Origin of the sequence: Mycolicibacterium holsaticum DSM 44478 = JCM 12374 (assembly GCF_019645835.1) — a bacterium.
Lineage (GTDB): Bacteria > Actinomycetota > Actinomycetes > Mycobacteriales > Mycobacteriaceae > Mycobacterium > Mycobacterium holsaticum.
Genome location: NZ_CP080998.1, coordinates 1,758,006 through 1,782,717, shown reverse-complemented (window position 1 = coordinate 1,782,717; position 24,712 = coordinate 1,758,006). Strand labels below are relative to the sequence as shown.

The window sequence follows — 24,712 nt, the reverse complement described above, 5'->3', positions numbered from 1 at the left end:
GATATGCAGCCAGGAGGATGACGGTGAAATTGTTGAAGGCTCTCATCGCGGCCATTGTGCTCGCGGCGGCCGCGACGCTGGTCGCCCCGCCCGCCACGGCCATGATGACGTTCGGCAATTACGACGTGCTGACCAACAGGTACAACCGGGCGTCATGGGTGTGGTTCATCTCGCCGTGTATTCCGAACAAGCAACCGGACTGCTTGGATGTCAGCGCCATATCGCGGTTGAAGTTCTACTACGAGTACGGCGGCGAGGCCTCTCTGAAAGACGGCCGCTACACACTGACCGTCGACGTGCCCGACGGTTTGCAATGCCCGGGCCATGTCATGCCCACCCGCGACACCTACAGCTGGGACGAGGTGTCGCTCGCAGGCACCATCGACTCGGTGTATGACGTCGGCTGCTTCGGCGGTCCGCCGGGAACGCAGTTCTGGACGTTTGCGCTGCGCCGGCTGTAAGGATTTGTGTGCGTTTTGTTGCGCTGAGCGCGCCTAAACGCACACAAATCACGTGAAGCCGGGCGGTGCGACGAACCCGCCCAGCAGCTGCTCGAGATGTCGCGCGACCATCAGCGTGGTGCGGTCCTCCAGGTAGGGGCCGACCACCTGCAGCCCGACGGGCAGACCCTCGGCGGTGCGGCCGACGGGAACGGCCGTTGCGGGCAGGTAGGCCACGGTGGCAAGGCCTACCCAACCGAAAAGATCGAAGTAGGAACGACTCTCGTCACCGAACGGGATGAGCCGCTCGATGAACGGCTCATGGTGGTCGTGCTTGACCGCCGGCACGACGGTGATCGGCATCAGCACCGCATCCACCTCGCAGAAGTATTCCGCCATCTTGGCCCGTAGCTGTTCGCGGCGCTCGTTGGCCGACATCCACTGGCGGTGCGACAGCGTCGAGGTGGTGTCCATCAGCGGGTACAGCAACACCTGGTGCAGACCGACCAGTTCGGCCAGCGTCACCGGGGGTTTCACGTCGACCAGGCGCGCGCCCGCGTCGGACAACGCGGCGACCGCGGCATCGAGCACCGCACCGACGTCTGCCTCGACCGGATAGTCCGCGTCTTGCAGCCACGTCGCCAGCCGCACTTCCCCCAGCGTCGACGCACGCGCGCGCGGCAGCTCCAGGCGCCAGCCGACGGCCGACGGCCCGGTCGGTCCTGCGAGGATGTCCAGCGCGAGTTCGAGATCGGCGACGTTGCGTGCCATCGGTCCCATCACCCCGAGGTCGCTTTCGGCCAGTGCCTCCGGTGGCGGGGGTAGGTGACCGCGTTGCGGCACGATCCCCCAACTCGGCTTGTGGCCAGATACGCCGCACCAATTAGCCGGAACCCGAATCGATCCCGCGATATCGCTGCCGAGTTCGAGTGCGGTCAGCCCCGTTGCGAGCGCGGCGGCCGCGCCGCCCGACGAGCCGCCCGGGCTGCGGCTGGTGTCCCACGGATTGTTGGTGGTGCCGAATATCGGGTTGAACGTCTGCCAGTCGGCGGCCCGCGGCGGCGTATTGGTCTTGCCGAAGATCACGGCGCCGGCCGCACGCAACCGCCGGACCGCCTCCGCGTCGCGTTCGGGCACGTGATCCCACTCCGGATGCCCACAGGTGGTGCGCATGCCCGCCGTCTGGTAGGTGTCCTTGACGGTCATCGGCACACCGTGCAACGGACCGACCGCCTCGTTGCGCGCCAGCGCGGCGTCGGCGGCGTCGGCGGCGCGCCGGGCGCCGTCGGGATCCAGTGTGACGACGGCGTTCAGCGGTGGGTTGTACCGCGCGACCCGGGCCAGGTGGTGCTCGAGCAACTCCCGGCTTGACAGCTCGCCTCGCCGGATGGCCTCGGCCAGCCGATGGGCAGGCTGCAGCGCGATATCGGTCATCGCCCCCACCCGTAACGCCGACGAATTCCGTTGAACCGCGCCCACATCTGCGCGGTGCGCTCGGCCTGGTTCACCGTCTTGCTGTCCGGCGGAAGCGCATCGGCCAGGTCGGCGAATCTGACCACCCGGGTGCGCAGTTCGGCAGGTGCGCCGTCGAGCATGTGCCGGTAGGTGAGGTTTCCGCGCTCGAAGCCCTGGGTGTCGATCCAGTTGTGGTAGCCGGGATCAGCGTGGGCGAGCACCAGGCGGACCTTGCCGTCGCGGTCGACCGCGGTTCGGCTCGGCGTATAGCTCACCGGTCGGTAGAGGTAGTCCATGCTGGTGAAGAACACGCCCATGTTCGTCAGCATCCACAGCCCCTCGTGGGCGTCGAACTCGACGACGAGCGCCTCGTCGGCACCGAGCACCCAGTACATGTTCGCCGCCGCGCGCCCACGCTTGGCGTCGGCGTCGGTTCGGCCGACGCCCGGGAAGTGGTTGGGATGTTCGGCGTCCACCCCGCCGTAGCGGAACGGGTATTCCGGCCAGTCGTCCATCAACCCCGTCACGAAATCGCCCGCCCACCTCATCGCGTCGATCATCGTGGCCGGGTCGGGCAGCGGCCTCGGCGAGTCCATGCCGACACGCTCGATACGCATCCGCGCGGGCCGGTCCTGCCACGAGTTAAAGCCCTGACGGATGAACAGCTTTCGCGATTCGGAAGTGGTGGGCAACCAGTTCGGCCCGCGCCGCTGACCCCCGATGTAGATCTCGAACGTGCCGTCGGGTCCGATATCGAGCTGATCGCCGGACATGTTGGCCTCGGGCACGTCACCGAAGGGCTCGGAAAGCACACCGGGCCCACCAGATCGGGGCCCCTGCACGGTGACGTTGAAAAACGGTGCGGTGCCGCGTTCCCCGGCGAGGCGGTACGTCGACCGACCGTCGATCCATGCCTGCTGGTAGAGGAAGTCCGCGCAGTCGCCGCCGAGCTTTCGGGTGGGGTTGCAGAAGGTGTGAATGACCGGATACCGGCTGTCTCTGGTTTCCAGTGCCAGGTCGAAGGCCTGGCCGAGGTTCTGGGTGAGAAACCGGAAACCGTCGGCGCGCTGCAGGCCCGAGGTGGCGTTGTGGTCCTTGAACACCTGCTCGCCCGCCGACTTCAGCCGGTCACAGAACGCACCCCACGCCGCGTTCAACGCGAGATCGTCCGCACCGTCTCCGAACGCCATCGGCTCCCCTATGCGCCAAGTCTTTCCAGCATGCCCGATACCGTCTCACAGGCGCGTCGCGCCGCGGCGAACCGGCCTTCCCCCTCGATACGGGGTCCGATCAGCTCCAGGTCGAAGCCGTGCGGGTAGCCGCAGGCAAGTACCAGGGCGAGGAACCGCTCGATCGGGATGACGCCGTCACCGGGGACCGCACGCGCCGGCAGCGCGCGGTCGCCCAGCACGTAGTCGCTCAGCTGGATCTGCTGGGTGATCGGCAAGGCCTGCGACACCAACTCGGCAAGGCCCGCTTCGGCCCAACAGTGGAACAGGTCGATGCACACGCCGAGCCCGGCCATCTCGGCCAGCGTGACCGTGTCCCGAAGGGTGTGGGCGATGTGCATGTCGGCATACAGTGCCGAGGCGTTCTCGATCGCCAGGGCCACTCCCGCGCGTTCGGCCTGGCCGACGCAGGGTGCAACCGCCACGCAGAACCGTTCGGCGGCCTGCTCCCAACTGTGTTCGCCGCGGCCTCCGGTCAGCAGGTAGACGACGCGCGCACCCACCGCGGCGGCGGCGTCGATGACCCGGGTCAGCTCTGCGGTGGTCGTGAACAGGTGATAGACCGAGTCCACGGTGTAGCCGTGCTGGGCGAGGAGGTCTCTCAGGCCCGGTTCGGCGAGTTGGGTGTCGATGAGGCTCAGCCGCCGTACGCCCAGCGCTTCCCAGTGCGACTGCAGCTCGGGCAGCGGCGTGCCGAAAAATGTCACGCTGTGCACCGAGAGTCGTTCGTGCACGGTCAGTTCCGCTTCTCGATCTCGACGCCGAAACGCTCACGGAACGGGCGGAACTCCTCGTGAAGCGCGTCGAGATCTTCACCGATGTCGGTCAGCAACGTGGTGGAGTACCGGAACTTGCCGTGCCGGTCGCCGCGGTTGTTCACCAGATAGCGCCGCATCGCGGCCTCGGCTTGTTCGCTCAGTGGCCTGCCGCAGAAATCGTAGAACCGGCGGACGGTGCCGACCTGGTCGGCGACGAAGTCGGTGTAGCGGACGTGCAGAATCCGCGGGTCGCCGACCAGCGGGTTGGTCATCGTGTTCTCGATGCTCTCGCGGGTCAGGCCCAGGTGCATCTTCGCCGCGGCCTGCAGGTCCACCGGCCCGACGATCCCTTCGGCGATGTCGGCCATCATCATCGTGCGCGACGCCGCCACCTGGACGGGGTCGCGGTGCAGCCACATCAGCTTCGCGTCGGGGTAGGTCGCGAACAGCTCCTTGAGGCGAAACCCGTGAAAACCCTTGAGCACCCATTGTTTGCGGGGTCGGCGGTACTGGAATTGTTGCAGCATCGCCCGATGGATGCGGTACTGCGCTGCGGGATCGGTGGGCAGGCCGCCGACCACGGTCGGCATCGGCACCCGCCACCACGCCGTCGGCGTCATCACCCGGAAGTCGAAGGCCCAGGTGCGTTCGTCCTCGGGCAGCCCGTCGCCGAGCATGTCGTTGTACGGATGGCTGTGCAGCCATTTCGGCAGTTTGGCGTTGATCTCGCGCCAGTCGGCATCCGCGCGGGCGCGGCGGGGATCGTCACCAGCGGCCAGGCCCGGCGGCGGCGACGGGTACATCACCTCCCAGAAGCGCAGGGCGCGTGCGTCGGGGTCCACCGACATCAGCGCGTGCATCAGCGTGGTACCCGAGCGCGGTTCGCCCGTGACGAACATGGGCCGCTCGATCACCTCATCGGCCAAGGGATATCGGCGCCGGTCTTCGAAGAACTGCAGTCGCGCGGTCAATAGCCAATGGCATACGTCGGCGGCGTTGCGCGCGCCGTCGGCGTCCATGCCGATGCTGTTGAGGTGCTCGACGACCAGGGCGAACCGCTGCGGCAGGCTGGCATCGCCGTAATCCGTCAACCCGGTTTCGGCCTGCGCCCGGCCCAGCATCGACGTCGCGTCCAACCGTGCGCTCACCGCAGGTCTCCGCACAGGCACAGCAGCTCGTCCTCGGCCTCGCGTACGTGCTGGGCCGACGCGGCCGCGTACTGCAGCCCCGCCATACCGCCGTAGTCCAGGATCTTGGGCACGCGCAAACCCGCGTCGACATAATCCTTGACGATGCGAGCGACCTGTTTCGGCGTGCCGTGCGGAATCACCGACAGCAGCATCTCGGGTTGCACTCCGGCAAGGAAGTCCAGGATCCGTTCGCGGGTGAGCACGGCGGGGTCGATGTCCTGATAACCGCGCCAGCTCTCGCCCATCGGGTGCTCGTAGCCGAACCTGCGCAGCATGGGCGCGGAGACCTGCAGCAGGAACGCCTTCACCAGCGGGGCCGCCAGGATCTCTTCGAGCGCCGCATCGTCGGGCGCGATCAGGCACACCTGGATGTAGCACGGGGTGATGGCCAACGGGTCGCGCCCGGCGCGGTCCGCGGAAGCCCGTACCGTCGCGAGCTTTTCGGCGTAGTCCTCGGGTGTCCACGCACCCGTCGGCCACCAACCGTCGGCGTAGCGCCCGACGATGTCCAGCGTGCGTTGCCCGCTTGCCCCGATCCAGATCGGCGGGACACGGCCGTCGTACGGTTCGGTGTCCAGCCGCGCGTGCCGCAGCCGGTAGAACTGCCCGTCGAAGTCGACGGGACCGTCGCTGTCCCACAGCAGCCGGATCACGTGCAGCGCTTCCTCGAAGCGGCTGACCGGCTTGGTGAAGTCGAACCCGTAGGGCACGGTGTTCTCGGTTTCGCCGCTGCCCAGGCCCAGGACGAACCGGCCCTTGGCCAGATGGCCGATGGTCAGCGCGCTCTGGGCGAGCAGCGACGGGTGCCGCCGAACGGTGTCGACGACGCTGGTCACCAGCGGAACGTTGGTGGTCAGCACCGCGGCGGCGGCCGCGACCGCCATCGCGTCCAGGTGTCGGTGCGGTGACGGGGAAACCGTTGCCAGATCGGTGAATTCGGGGGTCCAGATGGAGTCCGGCCAGAAGCTGACCATGTGATCGGGTAGCCAGATCGAGTGGTAGCGGCCGCTGTCGAGTTCGGGCAGCTGCGACAGGTCCAGCGGCAGCGTGGTGCGCAGGTACGCGGCGGGTTGAACTTTCACCCGAGGGCCCCTTCGCGTGCCGAACGTGGGTTACCGTCACGCGAAAACGCCGGATGACGTGACACAATCCCACACTCGCGCCTCACAGCCGGCCGATTTCGCGCAGAAACGCCTGGGTGTGGGCGATGCGACCGGTCAGTGTCGTGGGATCGCCGGTGCACAACTGGAATGCCGTCTCGGTGATCAGCGAAATGTCCTCGGTGTCGGTCTTGGCCAGGTCGAGCGCGCCGGCGCCCTCGGTGGCGACGGGATTGGTCGGCGCCGCGGCGTTGACCGCGATGCCGTCGTCGTACAGTTCGGCCGCAAGGCTTTTCGTCAGCCGGTTCAACGCCGCCTTGACCGTGCCGTACACCCCGAACCCGGCGCTGCGGTCGAAGTCGGAGAACGGCGGCCCGTCGGGCAGGTCACCGCCGACCGATGTCACGTTGAGCACCCAGCCGCAGCCGCGCTCCCGCATGGCCGGGATGGCCAGCTGGGTGAGGTGCAGGGGCGCCATCACGTGCATCTCCATCATCAGCCGCACCCGGCGCTCGGGGAACTCGTCGAGCGGGCGCAGGAAGGTGACCGCGGCGTTGTTGACGAGGATGTCGGGCGCACCGACCTGCTGCACCACCTCGGCGAACAGCCGTCCGCGTTCCTCGACGTCGGACAGATCCGCGGCCACCGCGACCGCCGTCCCGCCCGCGGATTCGATCTCCTCAAGCGTCTGACGTAGTGAGCCTTGGTATTTGGGATCGGGTTCCATGGTCCGCGCGGTCAGCGCGACCGTGGCTCCTTCGCTCGCGAGCCGCTGAGCGATCGCCTTGCCGAGCCCTCGGCTGCTGCCGGTGACGAGGGCGACCTTGCCGTCACACGCCATGGTGGGACCTCCTGGCCTCAGTTGCGCGGAATACCCGCGAGTTTGTCGGCGAACTTGGCTTCGGCGGCTGCCCTCAGCCGCAGCAGGTGCTCGGACGGGAACACGTCCGGCGCGGGTTCGACGTCCTTGAGCAGCAGCCGCGCCAGCGTCACCTTGTGCACCTCGGTGGGCCCGTCGGCCAGTCCGAGCACGAACGACTCCGTCAGGTACTGCACGAACGGCATCTCATGCGAGGTGCCCAGCGAACCGTGCAACTGCAACGCCCGCGCCGACACGTCGTGTAACACCTTCTGCATCATGGCCTTGACGGCGGAGATGTCCGCACGCACCGCCTTGTAGTCGTTGTACTGGTCGATCTTCCACGCGGTCTGCAGCGTCAGTAGCCGGAACGCCTCGATCTCCATCCACGAGTCGGCGATCATCTCCTGCACCATCTGCTTGTCCGCCAGCACCGATCCCTGGGTGTAGCGCGACACCGCTCGCTCCGTGAGCATGTCGAAGATCCGCCGCACCAACCCGACGGTGCGCATGGCGTGGTGGATGCGCCCGCCGCCGAGCCTGGTCTGGGCCACCACGAACGCACCGCCGCGCGGGCCCAGCATGTGGTCGTCGGGAACCCGGACGTTCTCGTAGCGCACATATCCCTCGCGCCCGCCGCCGCCGAGCGGTTGATAGCCCAGCCCGACGTCGCGCAGCACGTTGATCCCCGGTGTGTCGCCGGGCACGACGAACATCGAATAGCGTTCGTACGGCGGCGCTTCGGGATCCGTCATCGCCATCACGATGATGAACGACGCCATCGACGCGAACGACGAATACCACTTCTCACCGTTGATCACCCAGTGATCGCCGTCGCGGGTGGCGGTGGTGGTGAACACCTTCGGGTCGGCGCCGCCGTGGGGTTCGGTCATCGAGAAGCACGACACGATCCGGTTGTCCAGTAGTGGCTCCAGGTACCGCTGTTTGAGTTCGGGCGTGCCGTAGTGCGCGAGGATCTCACTGTTGCCGGAATCCGGTGCCTGGGAGCCGAACACGATCGGCGCGCACTCGGACCGGCCGAGGATCTCGTTGAGCAGCGCGAGTTTGACCTGGCCGTAGCCGGGACCGCCGAGGTGCGCCCCCAGGTGGGTGGCCCACAGCCCGCGCTCTTTCACGATCTCCTGCAGCGGGGGGATCAGCGCCTGGCGCACCGGATCGTTGAGGTCGTGTGACTCCTTGACGATCAGGTCGATGGGCTCGCATTCGCTACGGACGAACTCCGCAACCCACGCCAGCTGCTCGGCCCACTCGGGGTCGGTCGAGAAATCCCAGGCCATCGCCCGTCCTTCCGTCGGCGCTTCAGGTGTCTGACCACTTCTGACGTCGTTGCGCGGCTTCGTCGGTGGCGTGGCTGAGCACCTGGTTGCGATTCTCCAATTCCATGGCGGCCGCGAGGCCCGCCGCGTCGGTGTTGGTCTGCAGCGCACGCTTGGTCAGTTGAACACCCAGCGGCGAGAGACCGGCGATCGTCGACGCGATCTCGAATGCGCGCTCGGCCAACCGGTCCGGTTCGACGATCTCGCTGACCAGCCCACGGCGGTCGGCCTCCTCGGCGCCGACGCTGCGCCCGGTCAACATCCAGTCCGCCGCGACGCTGGTACCGACGATCCTGGGCAGGTGGTAGCTCATGCCCATCTCCGCACCCGAAAGCCCCAGCAGGATCGCGGCGTTACCGAAACTCGCCGCCGTGGAGCAGATCCGGATGTCGGCGGCCAGGCACAGCGCGAGGCCCGCGCCGACGCACGGCCCGTTCACGGCGGCCACCACCGGTTGCGGCAGGGCCCAAATGGCCTGCGGGAGTGCGGCCATCGTCTCCTGGAAGCGCATCCGGTCGATCGCCGGTGCCGATGCCTCCAACATTCCGGGACCGAAATTACGCACGTCGATGCCGGAGCAGAACCCGCGCCCGGCGCCGGTCAGCACCACGGCGTTGACCGAGGTATCGGCGGCGATCTCGGCGAGGGCCTGCGCCAGTTCGTCGCGCATGATCTCGTTGATCGCGTTGAGTTGCCTGGGCCGGTTGAGCTGCAGGGCGACGATGCCGGGTTGGTTCCGGTCGACGATCAGCGCCTCGGGCATGTCAGACCCGCTCGATGATGGTGGCCGTGCCCATGCCACCGCCCGTGCACATCGTGACCAGCCCGGTGTTCAGGTCGCGGCGCTCGAGTTCGTCGAGGACGGTGCCGATGAGCATGGCTCCCGTCGCCCCGATCGGGTGGCCGAGCGCGATCGCCCCGCCATTGACGTTGACCCGTGCCGGATCGAGGTCCAGGTCGCGGATGGTCTTCAGCGGCACCGCCGCGAACGCCTCGTTGATCTCCCAGAGATCGATGTCGTCGGCGGACATCCCGGCCTTCTCCAGACACCGTTGGGCGGCGGGTCCCGGCGCGGTGAGCATGATGACCGGTTCGCTGCCGATCGCCGCCGTGCACCGGATCCTGGCCCGCGCGGCAACGCCGTTGGCGTCCAGCCACCGTCGGGATGCCACCGCCGCCACCGCCGCACCGTCGACCACGCCGGAGGAGTTGCCCGCGTGGTGCACGTGTTCGATGGCCGTCAGCCCCGGATACCGGTCGAGGCAGATCTCGTCGAACGTGGCGGCCTCACCGTCGACGCGGGCCGCGCCCATTTGCGCGAACGCCGGCGGCAGCTTGGCCAGCTTTTCCAGAGTCGTTCCGGGCCGGGGATGTTCGTCGCGATCGAGGGTGACCTCACCGCCGGCATCGGTCACCGCGATGACCGAGCGGTCGAAGTGTCCTGCCGCGATCGCCTCGGCCGCGCGCCGCTGGCTCTCGACGGCGTACGCGTCGACGTCCTCGCGGCTGAATTTCTCCAGCGAGGCGATCAGATCGGCCGAGATGCCCTGCGGCACCGTGGGATGACGTTCGCGGAACGCCGGGTTGTCGCCGTCGATCGTCGGCACGCCGACGCCGACGCTCCACCGCGACATCGACTCGACACCGCCCGCGACCACCAAATCCTGCACGCCGCTGGCCACGCCGGTCGCCGCGACCGTGATCGCCTGCTGGCCCGAACCGCAGAACCGGTTGAGCGTCATTCCGGGCACGGTCTCCGGCCAGCCCGCGAGAAGCACCGCGAGGCGCGCGATGTCGTCGCCGTGCTCGCCGGCCAGAATTCCGTTGCCCGCAACCACGTCGTCGACGTCACCCGGATCGAAACCTGTTCTGGCGCAGAGGGATTTCAGGCACTGCGCGAACAGCTCCTGCGGGTGAATTCCGTGCAGGGCGCCGTCGGCCCGGCCCCGACCCCTCGGTGTGCGTACGGCGTCGACGATCCAGGCGTCCATGTCAGCGCCGCGGCAGCCCAAGGACCTGGGTGGCGATGATGTTGCGCTGGATCTCCGAGGTGCCGCCGGCGATGGTTCCGGAGAAGCTGCGCGCATACCGCTCGAACCAGCTGGCGAAGTAGTGGTCGAGGTTCATGTGCTCGTATCTACCCGTCGTCGACGGATGGATCAACCCGCCCGCGCCCGAGGCGGTGAATGCGGTGTCCATCGCCCGCATCTCGGCTTCGGATCCGAACAGCTTGAGCACCGACACCGACGCGGTGTCCATCTCTCCGCGCGCGGCTCGGGCCAGCGCCGCTGAACCCATCGCCCGCAACGCTTGGTAATCCATGATTGTCGTCGCGTATTGGTCGCGCTGCAGCGCATCCGCGGGGCGGAAGTCGGCGATCATGTTGTCGATGCGGTCGGCGAAACCCAGCCACATCATCGTGCGTTCATGGCCGAGCGAACCGTTGGCGACGCCCCAGCCGCCGTTGAGCGGGCCGACGAGATTCTCGGCGGGCACCCGCGCGTCGGTGAAAAACACCTCGTTGAAGTCCTTGTGCTGCTCACCGCACAGGTCGGCGAACGGACGGCACACCACGCCGGGGGTGTCGGTGGGGATGATCAGCACGCTGATGCCCTTGTGCTTGGGGGCATCCGGGTCGGTGCGCACAAACGTCAACAGGAAGTCGGCGTCGTGCGCACCCGACGTCCACACCTTCTGACCGTTGACGACGAAGTAGGGCTCGTCCACGTCAGAGACAAGCTCAGCGCGGGTGCGCAGCGACGCCAGATCGGAGCCGGCGCTCGGTTCGCTCATCCCCAGCGACGCGGTGATCTCGGCCTTGAGCACCGGCACCGCCCAGCGGTGCTTCTGCTCGTCGGAGCCGAACGAAAGCAGCGACGCGGCAACGATGTTCACACCCTGCGGGTTGAAGCTGTGATAGATGCGGCGCCGGCACAGCTCGTCGAGATGGACGAACTGCTGCAGCACCGTGGCGTTGCGCCCGCCGAACTCGGGCGGCTGGGCGGGTAGCAGCCAGCCGTTGTCGAACAGCAGCCGCTGCCAGTCCCTGGCCCACTGCGGCATATGCGATACCGAACGGGGCCGCTCCAGGGTCTGCGCCGCTGACGGCAGATGCTCGTCGAGGAACGCCGCGAACTCGGCGCGGAACTCCTCGACGTCGGGATCAAAAGTCAGCTGCATGAAACTCCTCGGCGATGATCGCGCGGTGCTCGGCGGCCCCGCCGAGCAGATGCTCGCCGGCCTTGGCCCGCTTCAACGCGAACTGCAGATCGTTCTCCCAGGTGAAACCCATGGCACCGAACAACTGCAGGCCGTTGCGGAAGACCACCGCCTGGGCCTCACCGGCCGACGCCTTGGCCATCGCGGCGGCCAGGCGCCTGCGCGGGTCGTCTTCGGCGATGGTCAGCGCCGCGAAGTATGCGAGCGCACGCGCCCGTTCGGTGGCCACGTGCATGTCGACGGCCTTGTGCTGGACGGCTTGGAACGAGCCGATCGCGACGCCGAACTGCTGGCGCTGTTTGACGTGCTCCAGCGCCAGATCGAGGATGCGCTGGCAGGCCCCGACCATCGTGATCGCCAGCCCGGTCAGCGCGACATGACGCGCCTTCTCGGCGTCGACGTGCATCCGGGCGGTGTCGGGCACCCGCACGTCGGCGAAGGACACCTCCGCGATGTGCAGCACCGGGTCGAACACCGCGCTGCGCCGGGTGCTGACCTGGCCGGCGTCGACGACGAACACGCCGGCCTCGGTGACCACGGCAAGCCGATCCGCGCGGTCACCGTCGAGCACGTGACGCGCGGTCCCGTCGAGCACCCAGCCCTCGGCGTCGCGATGGGCGGCCACGCCGCCGTACACCGCGGTGCCGACCTGCTGCGGGTCGAACCGGTCACCGGCGAGCGGGGCGAACTGCGTCAGGGTCGCCAGAAACGGGGTGGGGTCGGTGGCTCGGCCCAGTTCTTCGAGCACGATCGCCAACTCGACGGCGTTTTCGGCGTCGCTGAGTTCGGTCCAGCCGGCGTCGACGTAGGTCTTCCACAGCGGGGTCGGATCGACCCCGTTCTCGGCCACGCCGCGGACCAGGGACGCCGGGCACTGCTTGGTCACCGCGTCGCGCACGGTCTCCTGCCAGAGCCGCTGGTCGGCGTCGAACTCCAGTAACACCAAGGGCCTCCCGGGATAGGTGAGTCGGCATGAGAATAACATTCTCTTTAGATGCTGTAATCGTTCTCGGCAGCGTACTACCGCGTTTCGACCGATGCATGCCAAGCGACTGACCAGCGCACACTCTGACCTGCACAGAAGTAAGCGAACCGCTGGAGAACACAATTCTTGCCTTTGAAGAACAAGGCTTTACTATGGGGATATGCCCGGCGCCTGCACGTGCTGCTGCCCAACCTGGAAATCGGTCCGCCCGACCGACATCGGAGGCCTGAGGTGATCGAACATCCCGACGGCGCACGAACCCCCGTCATCGATGCCAGCGTGCACGTCTTCTGCAAGTCGAACAAGGACCTGCGCAGCATCCTTCGCGAGCCGTTTCGAAGCCGCGGGTTCCCCGACTACGAGATGGACTGGTACGGCGCACCCGGCGGCGAGTACGCCCCGGGCACCGAGGGCCCCGACCGTCAGTATCCGGGGTCGGATCCCGAGTTCGTCGGCAAGCACCTGTTCGACGACGGCGTCGTGGACGTCGCGGTTCTGCATCCGATGACCCGGGGCATCATGCCCGACCGTCACCTCGGCACGGCGTTGGCCGCCGCTCACAACGAGATGCTGGTGTCGCGTTGGCTTGAGGACAGCTCGTATGCCGAGCGGTACCGCGGCACGATCCGGGTCAACCCCGACGACATCACCGGCGCGTTGCGCGAGATCGCCAAGTACAAGGACCATCCGCGCGTCGTACAGATCGGGGTTCCGCTGCAGTCGCGTGATCTCTACGGTAAGCCGCAGTTCTGGCCGTTGTGGGAGGCGGCGGTGGAGGCGAACCTGCCCGTTGCGGTGCACATCGAGGTCGGTGCGGGGATTGCGTCGGCGCCGACGCCTTCGGGCAACACCCGCACCTACGAGCAGTACGTCGGGTTCATGGCGCTCAACTACCTCTATCACCTGATGAACATGATCGCCGAGGGGGTATTCGAGAGGATGCCCGCGCTGAAGTTCGTCTGGGCCGACGGAGCCGCCGACATGCTCACCCCGTTCATCTGGCGGATGGACTGTTTCGGCAGGCCGCACCTCGAGCAGACACCGTGGGCCCCGAAGATGCCCAGCGATTATCTGCCCGGCCACGTCTATTTCATCCAGGGTGCGCTCGACGGGCCCGGAGACACCGAGTTCGCCGGTGAATGGTTCGGCTTCACCGGCAAGGACAACATGGTGATGTTCGGCTCCAGCTATCCGCACTGGCAGCACAACACGCTCACGGTGCCCGCGTCCTACACCACCGAACAGCGCGACAAACTGTGCTGGCGAAACGCCGCGGAACTCTATGGCATCGACGTCGGGGCCGGCATCAGCGCAAAGTGATAGAAGACTTCTGAGAGGGAGGCCAGGATGACGGTCACAGTGACAGCACGAAAGCCGGCAGCCGAACGCATCGCCGTTCGTTGTGTCGACTCCGATGTGCATCCCGCCCCGCGGCGCGGCGAGCTCGTCCAGTACATCCCCGAGCCGTGGCGCAGCAAGTACTTCCTGACCCGCAAAGTCGGTGAGCAGATCTACTACGACGCCCCCGACTACGCGCACTCCTACGCGATGCGTGTCGACACGTTCCCGCCCGACGGCGAGTTCGCCTGCAGTGACCCCGATCTGGCGTTCAAGCAGCTGATCATGGAGGCCGGCGCCGACATCGCGATCCTGGAACCCGCCGCCTATCCGGCCCGCACGGTTGAAACCCAACACGCGATGGCTGTCGCGCTGAACGACTGGCAGGCCAACCACTGGCTCGACAGCCACAACAACTGGCACGAGCGCTGGCGCGGGTCGATCTGCCTGGCGATCGAGGACCCCCAGGCCAGCGCGCGCGAGATCGAGCGCTGGGCCGGACATCCGTATATGGCGCAGACGCTGATCAAGGCCGAACCACGGCCGTCATGGGGCGACCCGAAGTACGACCCGATCTGGGCGGCGGCCACCAAGCACGACATCACGGTCAGCTGTCACCTCTCGCGCAGCCACCACGAAGAGCTGCCCATGCCGCCGGTCGGGCTGCCCAGCTACAACCACGACTTCATGGTCACCTACTCGCTGCTGGCCGCAAACCAGGTGATGAGCCTGATCTTCGACGGCGTGTTCGACCGGTTCCCCACGTTGCGCGTGGTGTTCGTCGAGCACGCGTTCACCTGGATCCTGCCCCTGATGTGGCGGATGGACGCCATCTACGAGGCCCGCAAGTCCTGGGTGGACATCAAGCGCAAGCCCTCGGAATACGTCAAGGACCACATCAAGTTCACCACCCAGCCGCTGGACTATCCGGAGGACAAAACCGAGCTCAGCCGCGCGTTCGAGTGGATGGAGTGCGAGAAGATCCTGCTGTTCTCCTCGGATTACCCGCACTGGACGTTCGACGATCCGCGCTGGCTGGTCAAGCACCTGCCCCAGCATGCGCGCGAGGCCGTGATGTTCCGCAACGGGATCGCGACATACAAGCTGCCTGAGACGGTTCCGGCGCTTGAGGGCCAGGTGCGGGTGTTCTGAATTGACTACGGAGAGCACGAGCGATGGGCCCACGCCCGCAGGGCAGGGGACGAGCAGAGAAATAACTCAAGAGAAGAAGCCGCCCCGGCTGGCCCAGGGGCGTGAACATGTCGTCGCTACTGTCGACGAAATACCGCCCGGGACACACAAACTCGTGCCCATCGGCCGGCACGGCGTCGGCGTCTACAACGTCAACGGCACGTTTTATGCAATCGCGAACTACTGTCCGCACGAGGGCGGTCCGCTGTGTTCAGGACGCGCGCGTGGGCGCAATATCGTCGACGAGAGCGTTCCGGGCGATGCGGTGATGGTCCGCGACCTGGAGTTCATCTACTGCCCGTGGCACCAGTGGGGTTTCGAGCTGGCCACCGGCACCACTGCTGTCAAACCCGAATGGAGCATCCGGACCTACCCGGTCCGGATCGTTGGTAACGAGGTGCTCGTACAGGCATGACCACAACCGAAAAGAAGCCCGGACCCCAGCTCAAGCGCGGCGAGAAGGTTTTCGAGGTCAACGGCGGCAACGTCGTCTACGAAATCCTCGGCAAGGAAGGCGATTTCATCGCGCTGACGCCGGGCGGCCGGTTCAGCAAGGACATCGAGGGGCTGCGGCCGCTGGCTCAGAAGCTCGTCAAGGGCGGCTACCGGGTGCTGCTGTGGGACCGGCCCAACTGCGGCAAGTCCGACGTGCAGTTCTACGGCCAGAGCGAATCTCACATGCGCGCCCAGACATTGCACGCGCTGATCACCGGGCTCGACATCGGGCCCTGCATCATCGCCGGCGGGTCGGGCGGTGCCCGCGACTCGATGCTGACCGCGATGCTGTATCCGGAGATCGTCCGGAAGCTGGTGGTGTGGAACATCGTCGGCGGGGTCTACGGATCGTTCGTGCTGGGCTCCTACTACATCGTGCCGAGCATCCTTGCCGTCCGCGGCGCAGGCATGAAGGGCGTGGTCGCGGTCGACGAATGGAAGCAGCGGATCGCGGAGAACCCGGCCAACCGCGAGCGCTTCCTGGCCATCGACGCCGACGAGTTCCTCAAGTTGATGATGCGCTGGCTCAACGCTTTCGTACCGAAACCGGGCCAGACCATCCCCGGCGTCGAAGACGAGATGTTCGACAACATCACGGTGCCCACGCTAATCATCCGCGGCGGCGAGAACGACCTTGACCATCCCAAGCGGACCTCGTTGGAGGTCAGCTGCCTGATCAAGGGGTCCACGCTGATCGACCCGCCGTGGCCCGAAGACGCCTGGGAGCGGGCCGGGGAAGCTCGGGCTTCGGGAAAGGTCAAGCGGTTCAACATGTTCGACACGTGGGTGCAGGCCGCGCCCGCGATCCTGAACTTTCTGGACGGCTAGATGACCCCCGCGAAGGTATCCCGCAGTCGGCCGGGTGTCGTGCGATCAGATGGTGCGGATGTGCACTTCGCAGTTGAGCGACGCCTCGAGCGCGGTGTGGACGCGGCTTTCGGGAACCCGCTCCAGATCGGCCTGCCGCAGCGTCACGTGCACCACGTCCCAGCCGTCCTCCCCCGCCACCCGTTCGATATCACCGGTCAGCCCCAGACCGGCCAGCACGCCACGGGCGTCGGCATCGGTGCCGCGGCTGATGTAGGTGAGCACCCCCGGCACCGGCGTCGTGCCGAACGCCCCGGCGCACAGGTCAACCGCGCACCGCTGCAGTTCGTCGGGGTCTTCACCGTCGATCAGCAGCTCCACCTCGCGTCGCTTCGGCGGCAGCGCAGCCAGGTTGTTCTCCACCACCTCCACACCCGCCGTCGCGGCCATGTCACGGAGGCGTGTCATGCCGTCGGTTAGCTGCGCCGGCGTCAGCTCACCGGCCCTGTCGACGCCGACACGCACCACCGCGGTCCTCATGTGCGTCAGCCTAGCCGCGGGCAGGAAGGACGTGTCATGACCTCCACGGCAACCGATCTCATCGTCGCGGCGTGGCCGGACTGTGCACCCCGGCTGCTGCGCGCCGGGCAGCTCGGACCGGAGAGCCACGCCGAGTACGCACCGGCTGGCGGCTACCGGCCGCTGCCCGACGCCGATGCGCTTCTGGAGCAGGTCGACCTCTCGGGGCTGTTGGGGCGCGGCGGTGCGGCGTTTCCGCTGGGCACCAAGCTGCGAACCGTGCGCGACGCCGCACGGCGCGGATCCGAGACGGTGGTGGTCGCCAACGGCGAAGAGGGCGAACCCGCCTCGGTCAAGGATCGCTGGCTGCTTCGCAACCGGCCGCACCTGGTGCTCGACGGTCTGCGGCTGGCCGCCGCGATCGTCGGCGCGGGCCGCGCGTACGTGTACGTCTCCGACACCCGGGCGGCGACGGCGGTGACCGGCGCGCTGGCCGAACTCCCGCCGCAGACGTTCGGCGCCACCGAGGTCACTGTCCTGACCGTCGATCCCGGTTACGTCGCCGGCGAGGAGACCGCCGCGGTGCGGCGCATCAACGGCGGACCTGCCAAGCCGACCGACAAACCGCCGCGGCCCTACGAGGAAGGGGTCCTGGGCCTTCCGACAATGGTCAGCAACGTCGAGACGCTGGCGAACCTGCCGTTCATCCACGAGCACGGCGCTGCGGGCTTTCGCGCGGTCGGCACCCCGATGTCACCGGGTACGTTCCTCGCGACGATCACCGGTGCCGGGCGCCCGCCGATACTCTATGAAATCCCGCACGGCGCAGCGTTTTCCACATTGCTCAAGGTGTACGGCGTGAACGCCGAGTCGGTACGGGGGGCGTTGATGGGCGGCTACTTCGCCGGGCTGCTGAACACCGACGTGCTCGATGCGACCCTCGATCACGAGTCGATGCGACGGCTGGGCGCCGGGCTGGGGTGCGGCGCCATCTCGATCCTCACCGACGACTGCCCGGTCGCCGTCGCGGCCTCGGTGATGTCCTACTTCGACCGCGAGAACGCCGGACAGTGCGGGTCCTGCTTCAACGGCACGGCGGCGATGGCCGCGGTGCTGTGCGCACTGCGCGACGGCGTGGCCACCGACGAGGACGTGGCCCGGCTCCAGCGGTGGTCGGTCGTGCTGCGCGGCCGCGGGGCGTGCGGCACCCTCGACGGCGCCACCAACATCGCCGCCAGCCTGTTGCGGCAGTTTCCGCAGCTGATCACCCGCCATCTGGCGAACGACTGCCCGGCCTGCCGGACCGCGGCATACGCCGCCGTGCGGCCCTACGAAGTGGAGGCGGTGGCTCAACCATGAGTGACGGCTTGCGGATTCGGCTCGATCGCACCATCTGCGACGGCTTCGGCGCCTGCGCCAAACACGCACCGGACTACTTCTCGCTCGACGACTGGGGATATGCGTCGCTGGTGGGCGATGGCACGGTGCCGGAGAAGGACCGCAACGCGGTGATGCGGGCGCTACTGGACTGTCCGGTGCACGCGATCATCTACCTGGGTGAACACCGGCCGTCCGACGATCAAAAGGACCATCCCGAATTCAGGGAGGCGCCTGAGCCGGAGCCGGAAACCGATGACAGCGAGGCGATCTCGGGGTTCGTTCGGTGACCCGGCCGTTACCGGAGCTGACGGTACAAAACGAGTTCTTCTGGACCGCAGGCGCTGACGGGGTGTTGCGCATCCAAGAGTGCCTGGACTGCCAGGCGTTGATCCATCCCCCTCAGCCGGTGTGCCGGTACTGCCGCAGCGACAACATGGGGGTGCGCGACGTGTCGGGCAAGGCGACGTTGAGCGCCTTCACCGTCAACCACCGTTTCGGCTTCGTCGACCTGCCGCCCCCGTACGTGGTGGCCCAGGTCGCCGTCGTCGAGGATCCGCGGGTCCGGTTGACCACCAACATCGTCGACTGCGAACCCGATGAACTGACCCTTGGTCAAACCGTCGAGGTCGACTTCCAGAAGTTGGAAGACGTGTGGCTGCCCGTGTTCCGGCCGACCGCCGACGACCAGGCCGGCCCGGCCGCAGCCGACGACGTCGCACCCGAGGACGTCGGCCGGTACGTGCGGGCGCCGCTGACCACCGAGCGGTTCGAAGACAAGTCGGCGATCACCGGCATCGGCGCATCGCGGCTCGGGCGGCGGTTGATGGTTCCTCCGCTGTCGTTGACCATCGAGGCGTGCAAAGCCGCCGTCGCCGATGCGGGCCTGACGTTCTCCGACATCGACGGGCTCTCGACATATCCCGGGCTCGACGTCGCCGGGATGGGCGAGGGCGGCGTGACCGCGTTGGAGAACGCCTTGGGGCTGCGGCCCACCTGGATCAACGGCGGCATGGACACGTTCGGGCCGGGCGGTTCGGTCATCGCCGCCATGATGGCCGTCGCCACCGGTATGGCGCGTCATGTGCTGTGCTTCCGCACGTTGTGGGAGGCGACGTTCCAGCAGTTGATGAAGGAGGGCAAGGCATCTCCGCCGGGTGGGGCACGGACCCCCAGTTGGCAGATGCCGTTCGGCGCGATGTCGGCCGCGCACACGTTGGCGCTCAACGCGCAGCGCCACTTCGACCGCTACGGCACCACCAGGGAAACGCTGGGCTGGATCGCGATGAATCAGCGCGCGAACGCCGCGCTGAACCCGACGGCCATCTACCGCGATCCGATGAGCATGGACGACTACCTGAGCGCCAGGATGATCACCACACCCTTCGGGCTGTACGACTGCGACGTGCCCTGCGACGGCGCGGTGGCCGTGATCGTTTCCGCCGTCGAGGCCGCAAAAGACCTGCCGCACAAGCCCGTGCTGTTCGAGGCGGTCGGAACCCAGATCGTCGAGCGCACCGACTGGGACCAGTCCACGCTGACCCACGAACCCCAGGTACTCGGCCAGGCAGCGCATCTGTGGACGCGGACCTCGTTGCGGCCCAAGGATGTCGACGTCGCCCAGTTGTACGACGGCTTCTCGTTCAACTGCCTGTCGTGGCTGGAGGCGCTCGGTTTCTGCGGCATCGGTGAAGCCAAGGACTTCCTGGACGGCGGTAAGGCCATCGCCCGCGACGGGGTCATTCCGCTGAATACCCACGGCGGCCAGCTGTCCCACGGCCGCACCCACGGGATGGGCCTGATCCACGAGGCGGTGACCCAGTTGCGCGGCGCCGCCGGAGAACGTCAGGTGCCAGGCGCCACGGTCGCGGTCGCCAGCAGCGGCGGCCTCACCCCCAGCGGGGTCCTGCTGATGCGGACGGACACGTGAGCACCCCGCGCCCGCGCGTCGTGCTCGCCGACGGAGTGCCCATGTCGGGACTGGTGGCCGAGGTCGACGATCCGCGGGCGGTCATCGTCGCGTTCCACGGCGGATCCACCACCGCAGCGTATTTCGACTGCCCGGGATATCCGCAGCTGTCGCTGCTCCGCGCGGGCGCCGCGGCGGGCTACACCACGGTGGCACTGGACCGGCCCGGCTACGGCAGTTCGGCGCCCTACCCGGAGGCGATGGACCGCCCCGAACAGCGCGTCGCGCTGGCCTCCGGTGCGCTCGACAAGGTGCTCGGCACGAAGCCGCGCGGCGCCGGAGTGTTTCTCATGGGCCATTCGGCCGGCTGTGAGATGGCGCTGCGGATGGCCACTGAGTTGGGCGCCGACGTGCTCGGGCTCGAGCTGGCGGGGTCCGGGGTTCGGTACACCGCAGCGATGGCCGAGATCATGAAGGCCACGATGGCCAACCAGCGACCCGTCGGGCTGCGCGAGCTGCTCTGGACGCCCGAGCACGTGTATCCACCCGAGGTGTTGTCCGGTATGACGAACTCTTCGGGCGGGGCGCGCTACGAAATCGAGGTGACCAAAAACTGGCCGCGGCAGGACTTTCCCGCCCTCGCGTCGCAGGTGCGTGTGCCGGTGCAGTTCAGCGTCGCCGAGTTCGAGCGGGTGTGGCGATCGGATCCGCAGATGTTGGCGCAGATCGGCGCGATGTTCACCTCGGCGCCGCGGTTCGTCGTCAACGAACAAGCCGGTAGCGGGCACAACCTTTCGTTGTCGGTGGCTGCCGATGCGTACCACGCAAAGGTGCTCGCGTTCGTCGAGGAATGTGTTCTGGCACAACAAGGATTGGAGACGGGTTGATGCGCGTCGGATTCATCGGACTCGGCAGCCAGGGCGGACCCATGGCCCGGCGCATCGCCGACGGCGGTTTCGAGACCACGCTGTGGGCGCGCAGGCAGGCCAGCCTCGACCCGTATGCGGATACGGCCGCCAAGACCGCGGGCTCGCCGGCCGAGTTGGGCGCGGCCAGCGACCTGGTGTGCCTGTGCGTGGTCGGCGACGACGACGTCAGGGAAGTGCTGTACGGCGAGAACGGGGTACTTGCCGGAATGGCATCGGGTGGAATCATCGCGATCCACAGCACCGTGCATCCCGACACCTGCCGGGAGGTCGCCGAAAGTGCTGCTGCGCAGGGTGTCTCGGTGCTCGATGCGCCGGTCAGCGGCGGCGGTCCCGCGGTCGAGGAGGGCAAGCTACTGGTGATGGTCGGCGGCGACGAGCACGTCGCCGAACGCTGCCGTCCGGTGTTCGCGACCTACGCCGACCCCATCGTGCACCTCGGCCCGTTGGGCAGCGGTCAGGTCACCAAGATCCTCAACAACCTGCTGTTCACCGCCAACCTCGGCAGTGCGGTGAGCACCCTGGAGTTGGGTGCGGCCCTGGGCATTCCGCGGGAGCGCCTCGCCGAGGTACTCAACGGCGGCTCGGCCACCAGCAAGGCACTGGGCAGCATCGCGGTGTTCGGCGGAACCGTCGAGGGGCTGGCACCGATCGCCGGTGCGCTGCTGCAGAAGGACGTTAGGCACGCGGCCAGCATCGCCGCCAACGTCTCGGCGCCCGAAGGTGCCGTGTTCGCCGCAGCCGATGCAGCGTTGACGACAATGGACTATCCGCGATGAGCGCTTGCGCGAACAGCGGAGCGCCCCTATGACACGCGTCGGGTTCGTCGGGGCGGGCCGAATGGGTGCGCCCATGGTGAGCCGTCTGGTCGAAGCCGGCCATGAGGTCCGCGCCCTCGGCAGGACCGACGAGAAGTGCCAGGCGGTACGCGATCTGGGCGCGCAGCCGGTCCCCGCGTTGACCGCGGTCGCCGACGACGCCGACGTCGTCATCGTCTGTGTGTTCACCGACGAACAGGTCCAGCAGGTCTGCACATCCAGCGACCTGATATCCGCCATGGCCCCAGGTGCGGTGCTGGTCATCCACACCACCGGAAGCCCACGCACCGCACAGGCCGTCGCCGCCCGCTGCCCGGCCATCGACGTCGTCGACGCACCGGTCAGCGGCGGCCCGCACGACATCGCCGGGGGCACGCTCACGTTGTTCGTCGGCGGTTCCGACGACGCGGTGGCCCGCGCCCGCCCGGTGCTCGAGGCGTACGGCGACCCGATCCTGCATGTCGGTCGGCTCGGCGCCGGGCAGGCGGTCAAGCTGGTCAACAACGCGTTGTTCGCCGCCCAGATCGGGCTGTTGCGACAGGCCGTCGCGCTCGGCGACCGCTTCGGGGTCGACGAGGAGAACCTGCTGTCCTCGATCACCCACGGGAGCGGGGCCAGCCGGGTCGGCGAGTTCATCGCCATGCGCGGTTCGGTGGCGGCGTTCGTCGACGACACCGCCGAGTTCATCGGCAAGGACGTCGAGGTGGTGCGGAAAATCGCCGCGGAATTGGGCAGCGATCTGGGCCTGCTCGACGACGTCATCGCTGCGGGAATTCACCAGTGACTAGCGGCGATTTCGACTACTCAAAAGCATCCCGTGAGGCATACTATTGGCGTTACATAAACGCAGCCTCGCGTAACGAAAGCGGACACTAGCCCGCCGCGAAAGAGGAGACCATGACCAAGCCCAAACTGGTGTTCGATCCGGTGTCGCAGGAGTTCTTCGAGAACCCGTACGGGATCTACCAGCGGATGCGTGACGAAGCGCCGATCTACTACGACGAAGACGAGGACTTCTACGCGCTGACCCGGCACGCCGACGTGGCCGCGGCACTCAAGGACCACGAGGCGTTCTCCTCGTCGCGTGGGTGCGACCTGGCGATGGTGCGCTCCGAGGAAGGGCCCGTGAAGTCGATCATCTTCATGGACCCGCCGGAGCACCGGCACATGCGCAGCCTGCTCAACAAGGCGTTCACGCCACGGGCCATCCAGTCCCAGCGCGAGACCATCACCGAACTCGTCGAGAAGTACCTGTCCGACGTCGATCCGGACAACTTCGATGTGGTGCAGGACTTCTCCGGCCCCTTCCCGGTCGAGGTGATCACCCGGATGGCCGGTGTGCCCGAGGAGTTCCGCCAGCAGGTGCGGCACTGGATCGACAAGGGCCTGGAGCGCAAGCCCGGCCAGCTCGAGCTCTCCGAAGAAAACATGCAGGCCAATATCGACTCCGGCGTGTACTACTACGGCCTGGTCCAGGAGCGGCGTGCCAACCCGCAGGATGACATGATCAGCCGGCTGATCGCCGCGGAGATCCCCGACGACGACGGGAACCTACGCAAGCTCGACGACATCGAGATCACCGGGTTCACCACGCTGTTGGGCGGAGCAGGCGCCGAGACCGTCACCAAGCTGGTCGGCAGCGCGGTCGTCGAGTTCGCCCGGCACCCCGAACAGTGGCAGATGCTGCTCGACGACCGCAGCCTGGTGCCCGCCGCCGTCGAGGAGTTGCTGCGCTACGTCGGCCCGGTGCAGTACAACGTGCGCTACACGTTGAAAGAGGCCGAAGTGCCAAACGGCACCATTCCCGCGCACAAACCCGTGTTCTTGATGAAGGCCGCGGCCAACCGGGATCCGCGTGCGTTCGACAACGCCGAATCGTTCGACATCACCCGCGACCGCACCCAGGCGCAGAACCTCGGGCTCGGCTACGGCATCCACAGCTGCCTCGGCGCCGCCTTGGCCCGGCTGGAAAGCGTTATCGCGCTGGAACATCTGCTCGACTTCATGCCGCGTTTCGAGGTGGATTTCGACGGCCTGGAGCGCGTGCACATGCAGAACGTCGGCGGTTACAGTCGCGTACCAGTACGGGTGTTGAAGTGACGCGCAAGGTCGTCGTCGACTTCGAGTTGTGCGAGGCGAACGGCATTTGCATGGGGATCATCCCGGAGGTGTTCGACCTCGATGATCAGGATTATCTGCACGTCCTGCAGGACGACGTGACTCCCGAGAACGAGCAGCAGATCAAGGAAGCCGTCCGTCAGTGTCCGCGACAGGCCATCTCGATCGTCGAGCAGTAGCGCTTGTGTAGATGCGTTTCGTCTTCGTACACGGCGGATTTCACGCCGCCTGGTGCTGGGAACATACGATCGCCCCGCTACAGCCCCGCTGACATTCCCGCGAAATAGCATTCCAGGTCGCTGATCGGGCGAATTTACTGCCCGGAATGCTATTTCGTCGCAAACTCAGCCGATGCCGTGCAGGATGACGCCGTTGCAGTCCGCGGCGGCCTGGCGCAGCTTCGCGGCGGACTGATACTCGTCGGAGTGGTACCAGGCCTTGGCGGCTTCCTCGGACTCGAACTCGAGCAAGACCGTCTGCGTGCCGTGCCAGGTGCCCTCGATCACCTCGGCCTTCTGGTCGAACGCCAGCAGCGTGGCGGCGGCCATCGTCTGGCTGGCCACTTTGCCGTACTCCGCCATCCCAGCCGGGTCCTTGACGTCCTCGGTGATGAGGATATAAGCCTTGGGCACTGAGACTCCT

26 protein-coding genes are annotated in these 24,712 nt (G+C 67.2%); 13 read left to right on the top strand and 13 right to left on the bottom strand.

Going from position 1 to position 24,712, the window contains the following annotated elements; translation table 11 throughout:
• The first annotated feature begins 17 nt into the window (after window positions 1-17).
• Window positions 18-461 carry a hypothetical protein gene (locus K3U96_RS08665; RefSeq protein ID WP_220692729.1) on the top strand — a complete coding sequence of 148 codons (444 nt, stop codon included), beginning with the start codon at window positions 18-20 and terminating at the stop codon, window positions 459-461.
• A gap of 48 nt (window positions 462-509) precedes the next feature.
• On the opposite strand, the gene K3U96_RS08660 is transcribed toward K3U96_RS08665, so the two are convergent.
• The 11 genes from K3U96_RS08660 to K3U96_RS08610 form a co-directional block, all read right to left on the bottom strand.
• A complete protein-coding gene (locus K3U96_RS08660; protein ID WP_220692728.1) occupies window positions 510-1,874 on the bottom strand; it encodes an amidase family protein in 1,365 nt (454 codons plus the stop codon).
• Window positions 1,871-3,085: a DUF1214 domain-containing protein gene (locus K3U96_RS08655; RefSeq protein ID WP_220692727.1), complete on the bottom strand. Its 1,215-nt coding sequence runs from the start codon at window positions 3,083-3,085 to the stop codon at window positions 1,871-1,873. Before K3U96_RS08655 ends, K3U96_RS08660 begins: the two co-directional genes overlap by 4 nt.
• An 8-nt stretch (window positions 3,086-3,093) precedes the next feature.
• Complete coding sequence (locus tag K3U96_RS08650; RefSeq protein WP_372514931.1) at window positions 3,094-3,858, bottom strand: sugar phosphate isomerase/epimerase family protein; 765 nt, start codon at window positions 3,856-3,858, stop codon at window positions 3,094-3,096.
• A 2-nt stretch (window positions 3,859-3,860) separates the two neighbouring features.
• Complete coding sequence (locus K3U96_RS08645) at window positions 3,861-5,030, bottom strand: sulfotransferase family protein (protein ID WP_220692726.1); 1,170 nt, start codon at window positions 5,028-5,030, stop codon at window positions 3,861-3,863.
• Window positions 5,027-6,154, bottom strand: a complete 1,128-nt coding sequence (locus tag K3U96_RS08640) for an LLM class flavin-dependent oxidoreductase (protein WP_220692725.1) — start codon at window positions 6,152-6,154, stop codon at window positions 5,027-5,029. Before K3U96_RS08640 ends, K3U96_RS08645 begins: the two co-directional genes overlap by 4 nt.
• Window positions 6,155-6,236: 82 nt before the next feature.
• On the bottom strand, window positions 6,237-7,013 hold the full coding sequence (locus K3U96_RS08635; RefSeq protein WP_220692724.1) for an SDR family NAD(P)-dependent oxidoreductase: 777 nt from the start codon (window positions 7,011-7,013) through the stop codon (window positions 6,237-6,239).
• Window positions 7,014-7,030: 17 nt separating this feature from the next.
• Window positions 7,031-8,329, bottom strand: a complete 1,299-nt coding sequence (locus K3U96_RS08630) for an acyl-CoA dehydrogenase family protein (RefSeq protein WP_220692723.1) — start codon at window positions 8,327-8,329, stop codon at window positions 7,031-7,033.
• 22 nt (window positions 8,330-8,351) lie between these two features.
• The gene (locus tag K3U96_RS08625) at window positions 8,352-9,131 is read right to left on the bottom strand and encodes an enoyl-CoA hydratase/isomerase family protein (protein ID WP_220692722.1); all 780 of its coding nucleotides are present in this window, start codon (window positions 9,129-9,131) and stop codon (window positions 8,352-8,354) included.
• A gap of 1 nt (window position 9,132) precedes the next feature.
• Window positions 9,133-10,359 carry an acetyl-CoA C-acetyltransferase gene (locus K3U96_RS08620; protein ID WP_220692721.1) on the bottom strand — a complete coding sequence of 409 codons (1,227 nt, stop codon included), beginning with the start codon at window positions 10,357-10,359 and terminating at the stop codon, window positions 9,133-9,135.
• A gap of 1 nt (window position 10,360) precedes the next feature.
• Window positions 10,361-11,548, bottom strand: a complete 1,188-nt coding sequence (locus tag K3U96_RS08615) for an acyl-CoA dehydrogenase family protein (RefSeq protein WP_220692720.1) — start codon at window positions 11,546-11,548, stop codon at window positions 10,361-10,363.
• Window positions 11,532-12,530 (bottom strand): acyl-CoA dehydrogenase family protein, encoded by a 999-nt coding sequence (locus K3U96_RS08610; RefSeq protein ID WP_220692719.1) that lies wholly within the window; start codon window positions 12,528-12,530, stop codon window positions 11,532-11,534. The genes K3U96_RS08615 and K3U96_RS08610 overlap by 17 nt, the downstream gene beginning before the upstream one ends.
• Before the next feature lie 273 nt (window positions 12,531-12,803).
• Between K3U96_RS08610 and K3U96_RS08605 the strand changes: the two genes are divergently transcribed.
• The 4 genes from K3U96_RS08605 to K3U96_RS08590 all read left to right on the top strand — a co-directional run bounded on the left by K3U96_RS08605 (window position 12,804) and on the right by K3U96_RS08590 (window position 16,424).
• Window positions 12,804-13,892 carry an amidohydrolase family protein gene (locus K3U96_RS08605; RefSeq protein ID WP_220693454.1) on the top strand — a complete coding sequence of 363 codons (1,089 nt, stop codon included), beginning with the start codon at window positions 12,804-12,806 and terminating at the stop codon, window positions 13,890-13,892.
• A 27-nt stretch (window positions 13,893-13,919) separates the two neighbouring features.
• Window positions 13,920-15,062 carry an amidohydrolase family protein gene (locus K3U96_RS08600; RefSeq protein ID WP_069407459.1) on the top strand — a complete coding sequence of 381 codons (1,143 nt, stop codon included), beginning with the start codon at window positions 13,920-13,922 and terminating at the stop codon, window positions 15,060-15,062.
• 61 nt (window positions 15,063-15,123) lie between these two features.
• Window positions 15,124-15,516, top strand: coding sequence for a Rieske (2Fe-2S) protein (locus K3U96_RS08595; protein WP_069407462.1), 393 nt, complete (start codon window positions 15,124-15,126; stop codon window positions 15,514-15,516).
• Complete coding sequence (locus K3U96_RS08590; RefSeq protein ID WP_220692718.1) at window positions 15,513-16,424, top strand: alpha/beta fold hydrolase; 912 nt, start codon at window positions 15,513-15,515, stop codon at window positions 16,422-16,424. Before K3U96_RS08595 ends, K3U96_RS08590 begins: the two co-directional genes overlap by 4 nt.
• 45 nt (window positions 16,425-16,469) lie before the next feature.
• Here K3U96_RS08590 and K3U96_RS08585 read toward each other — a convergent pair whose 3' ends face one another.
• Window positions 16,470-16,943 carry a hypothetical protein gene (locus K3U96_RS08585; RefSeq protein ID WP_069407457.1) on the bottom strand — a complete coding sequence of 158 codons (474 nt, stop codon included), beginning with the start codon at window positions 16,941-16,943 and terminating at the stop codon, window positions 16,470-16,472.
• Window positions 16,944-16,979: 36 nt separating this feature from the next.
• Here K3U96_RS08585 and K3U96_RS08580 point away from each other — a divergent pair, with 36 nt between their 5' ends.
• The 8 genes from K3U96_RS08580 (at window position 16,980) to K3U96_RS08545 (ending at window position 24,249) form a co-directional block, all read left to right on the top strand.
• Window positions 16,980-18,281 carry an NADH-ubiquinone oxidoreductase-F iron-sulfur binding region domain-containing protein gene (locus tag K3U96_RS08580; protein ID WP_220692717.1) on the top strand — a complete coding sequence of 434 codons (1,302 nt, stop codon included), beginning with the start codon at window positions 16,980-16,982 and terminating at the stop codon, window positions 18,279-18,281.
• The gene (locus K3U96_RS08575) at window positions 18,278-18,589 is read left to right on the top strand and encodes a ferredoxin (protein ID WP_372514933.1); all 312 of its coding nucleotides are present in this window, start codon (window positions 18,278-18,280) and stop codon (window positions 18,587-18,589) included. Before K3U96_RS08580 ends, K3U96_RS08575 begins: the two co-directional genes overlap by 4 nt.
• The gene (locus tag K3U96_RS08570) at window positions 18,586-20,229 is read left to right on the top strand and encodes a thiolase C-terminal domain-containing protein (RefSeq protein ID WP_220692716.1); all 1,644 of its coding nucleotides are present in this window, start codon (window positions 18,586-18,588) and stop codon (window positions 20,227-20,229) included. The genes K3U96_RS08575 and K3U96_RS08570 overlap by 4 nt, the downstream gene beginning before the upstream one ends.
• Before the next feature lie 41 nt (window positions 20,230-20,270).
• Window positions 20,271-21,095, top strand: coding sequence for an alpha/beta hydrolase (locus K3U96_RS08565; RefSeq protein WP_069407461.1), 825 nt, complete (start codon window positions 20,271-20,273; stop codon window positions 21,093-21,095).
• Complete coding sequence (locus K3U96_RS08560) at window positions 21,095-21,913, top strand: NAD(P)-dependent oxidoreductase (protein WP_069407453.1); 819 nt, start codon at window positions 21,095-21,097, stop codon at window positions 21,911-21,913. The genes K3U96_RS08565 and K3U96_RS08560 overlap by 1 nt, the downstream gene beginning before the upstream one ends.
• Before the next feature lie 28 nt (window positions 21,914-21,941).
• Window positions 21,942-22,736 carry an NAD(P)-dependent oxidoreductase gene (locus K3U96_RS08555; RefSeq protein ID WP_220692715.1) on the top strand — a complete coding sequence of 265 codons (795 nt, stop codon included), beginning with the start codon at window positions 21,942-21,944 and terminating at the stop codon, window positions 22,734-22,736.
• Between the two features lie 113 nt (window positions 22,737-22,849).
• The gene (locus K3U96_RS08550) at window positions 22,850-24,052 is read left to right on the top strand and encodes a cytochrome P450 (RefSeq protein WP_069407451.1); all 1,203 of its coding nucleotides are present in this window, start codon (window positions 22,850-22,852) and stop codon (window positions 24,050-24,052) included.
• Window positions 24,049-24,249: a ferredoxin gene (locus K3U96_RS08545; protein ID WP_220692714.1), complete on the top strand. Its 201-nt coding sequence runs from the start codon at window positions 24,049-24,051 to the stop codon at window positions 24,247-24,249. Before K3U96_RS08550 ends, K3U96_RS08545 begins: the two co-directional genes overlap by 4 nt.
• 165 nt (window positions 24,250-24,414) lie before the next feature.
• Here the strand turns inward: K3U96_RS08545 and K3U96_RS08540 are convergent, their stop codons facing one another.
• Complete coding sequence (locus K3U96_RS08540; protein WP_220692713.1) at window positions 24,415-24,702, bottom strand: DUF1330 domain-containing protein; 288 nt, start codon at window positions 24,700-24,702, stop codon at window positions 24,415-24,417.
• Window positions 24,703-24,712: the final 10 nt, after the last annotated feature.

What these genes read in the sequence shown, in the direction of transcription:
- K3U96_RS08665 (WP_220692729.1), top strand. Translation starts at nt 18, where the DNA reads ATGACGGTGAAATTGTTGAAGGCTCTCATCGCGGCCATTGTGCTCGCG.
- K3U96_RS08660 (WP_220692728.1), bottom strand. Translation starts at nt 1,874, where the DNA reads ATGACCGATATCGCGCTGCAGCCTGCCCATCGGCTGGCCGAGGCCATC.
- K3U96_RS08655 (WP_220692727.1), bottom strand. Translation starts at nt 3,085, where the DNA reads ATGGCGTTCGGAGACGGTGCGGACGATCTCGCGTTGAACGCGGCGTGG.
- K3U96_RS08635 (WP_220692724.1), bottom strand. Translation starts at nt 7,013, where the DNA reads ATGGCGTGTGACGGCAAGGTCGCCCTCGTCACCGGCAGCAGCCGAGGG.
- K3U96_RS08630 (WP_220692723.1), bottom strand. Translation starts at nt 8,329, where the DNA reads ATGGCCTGGGATTTCTCGACCGACCCCGAGTGGGCCGAGCAGCTGGCG.
- K3U96_RS08625 (WP_220692722.1), bottom strand. Translation starts at nt 9,131, where the DNA reads ATGCCCGAGGCGCTGATCGTCGACCGGAACCAACCCGGCATCGTCGCC.
- K3U96_RS08620 (WP_220692721.1), bottom strand. Translation starts at nt 10,359, where the DNA reads ATGGACGCCTGGATCGTCGACGCCGTACGCACACCGAGGGGTCGGGGC.
- K3U96_RS08615 (WP_220692720.1), bottom strand. Translation starts at nt 11,548, where the DNA reads ATGCAGCTGACTTTTGATCCCGACGTCGAGGAGTTCCGCGCCGAGTTC.
- K3U96_RS08600 (WP_069407459.1), top strand. Translation starts at nt 13,920, where the DNA reads ATGACGGTCACAGTGACAGCACGAAAGCCGGCAGCCGAACGCATCGCC.
- K3U96_RS08590 (WP_220692718.1), top strand. Translation starts at nt 15,513, where the DNA reads ATGACCACAACCGAAAAGAAGCCCGGACCCCAGCTCAAGCGCGGCGAG.
- K3U96_RS08585 (WP_069407457.1), bottom strand. Translation starts at nt 16,943, where the DNA reads ATGAGGACCGCGGTGGTGCGTGTCGGCGTCGACAGGGCCGGTGAGCTG.
- K3U96_RS08580 (WP_220692717.1), top strand. Translation starts at nt 16,980, where the DNA reads ATGACCTCCACGGCAACCGATCTCATCGTCGCGGCGTGGCCGGACTGT.
- K3U96_RS08575 (WP_372514933.1), top strand. Translation starts at nt 18,278, where the DNA reads ATGAGTGACGGCTTGCGGATTCGGCTCGATCGCACCATCTGCGACGGC.
- K3U96_RS08565 (WP_069407461.1), top strand. Translation starts at nt 20,271, where the DNA reads ATGTCGGGACTGGTGGCCGAGGTCGACGATCCGCGGGCGGTCATCGTC.
- K3U96_RS08560 (WP_069407453.1), top strand. Translation starts at nt 21,095, where the DNA reads ATGCGCGTCGGATTCATCGGACTCGGCAGCCAGGGCGGACCCATGGCC.
- K3U96_RS08555 (WP_220692715.1), top strand. Translation starts at nt 21,942, where the DNA reads ATGACACGCGTCGGGTTCGTCGGGGCGGGCCGAATGGGTGCGCCCATG.
- K3U96_RS08550 (WP_069407451.1), top strand. Translation starts at nt 22,850, where the DNA reads ATGACCAAGCCCAAACTGGTGTTCGATCCGGTGTCGCAGGAGTTCTTC.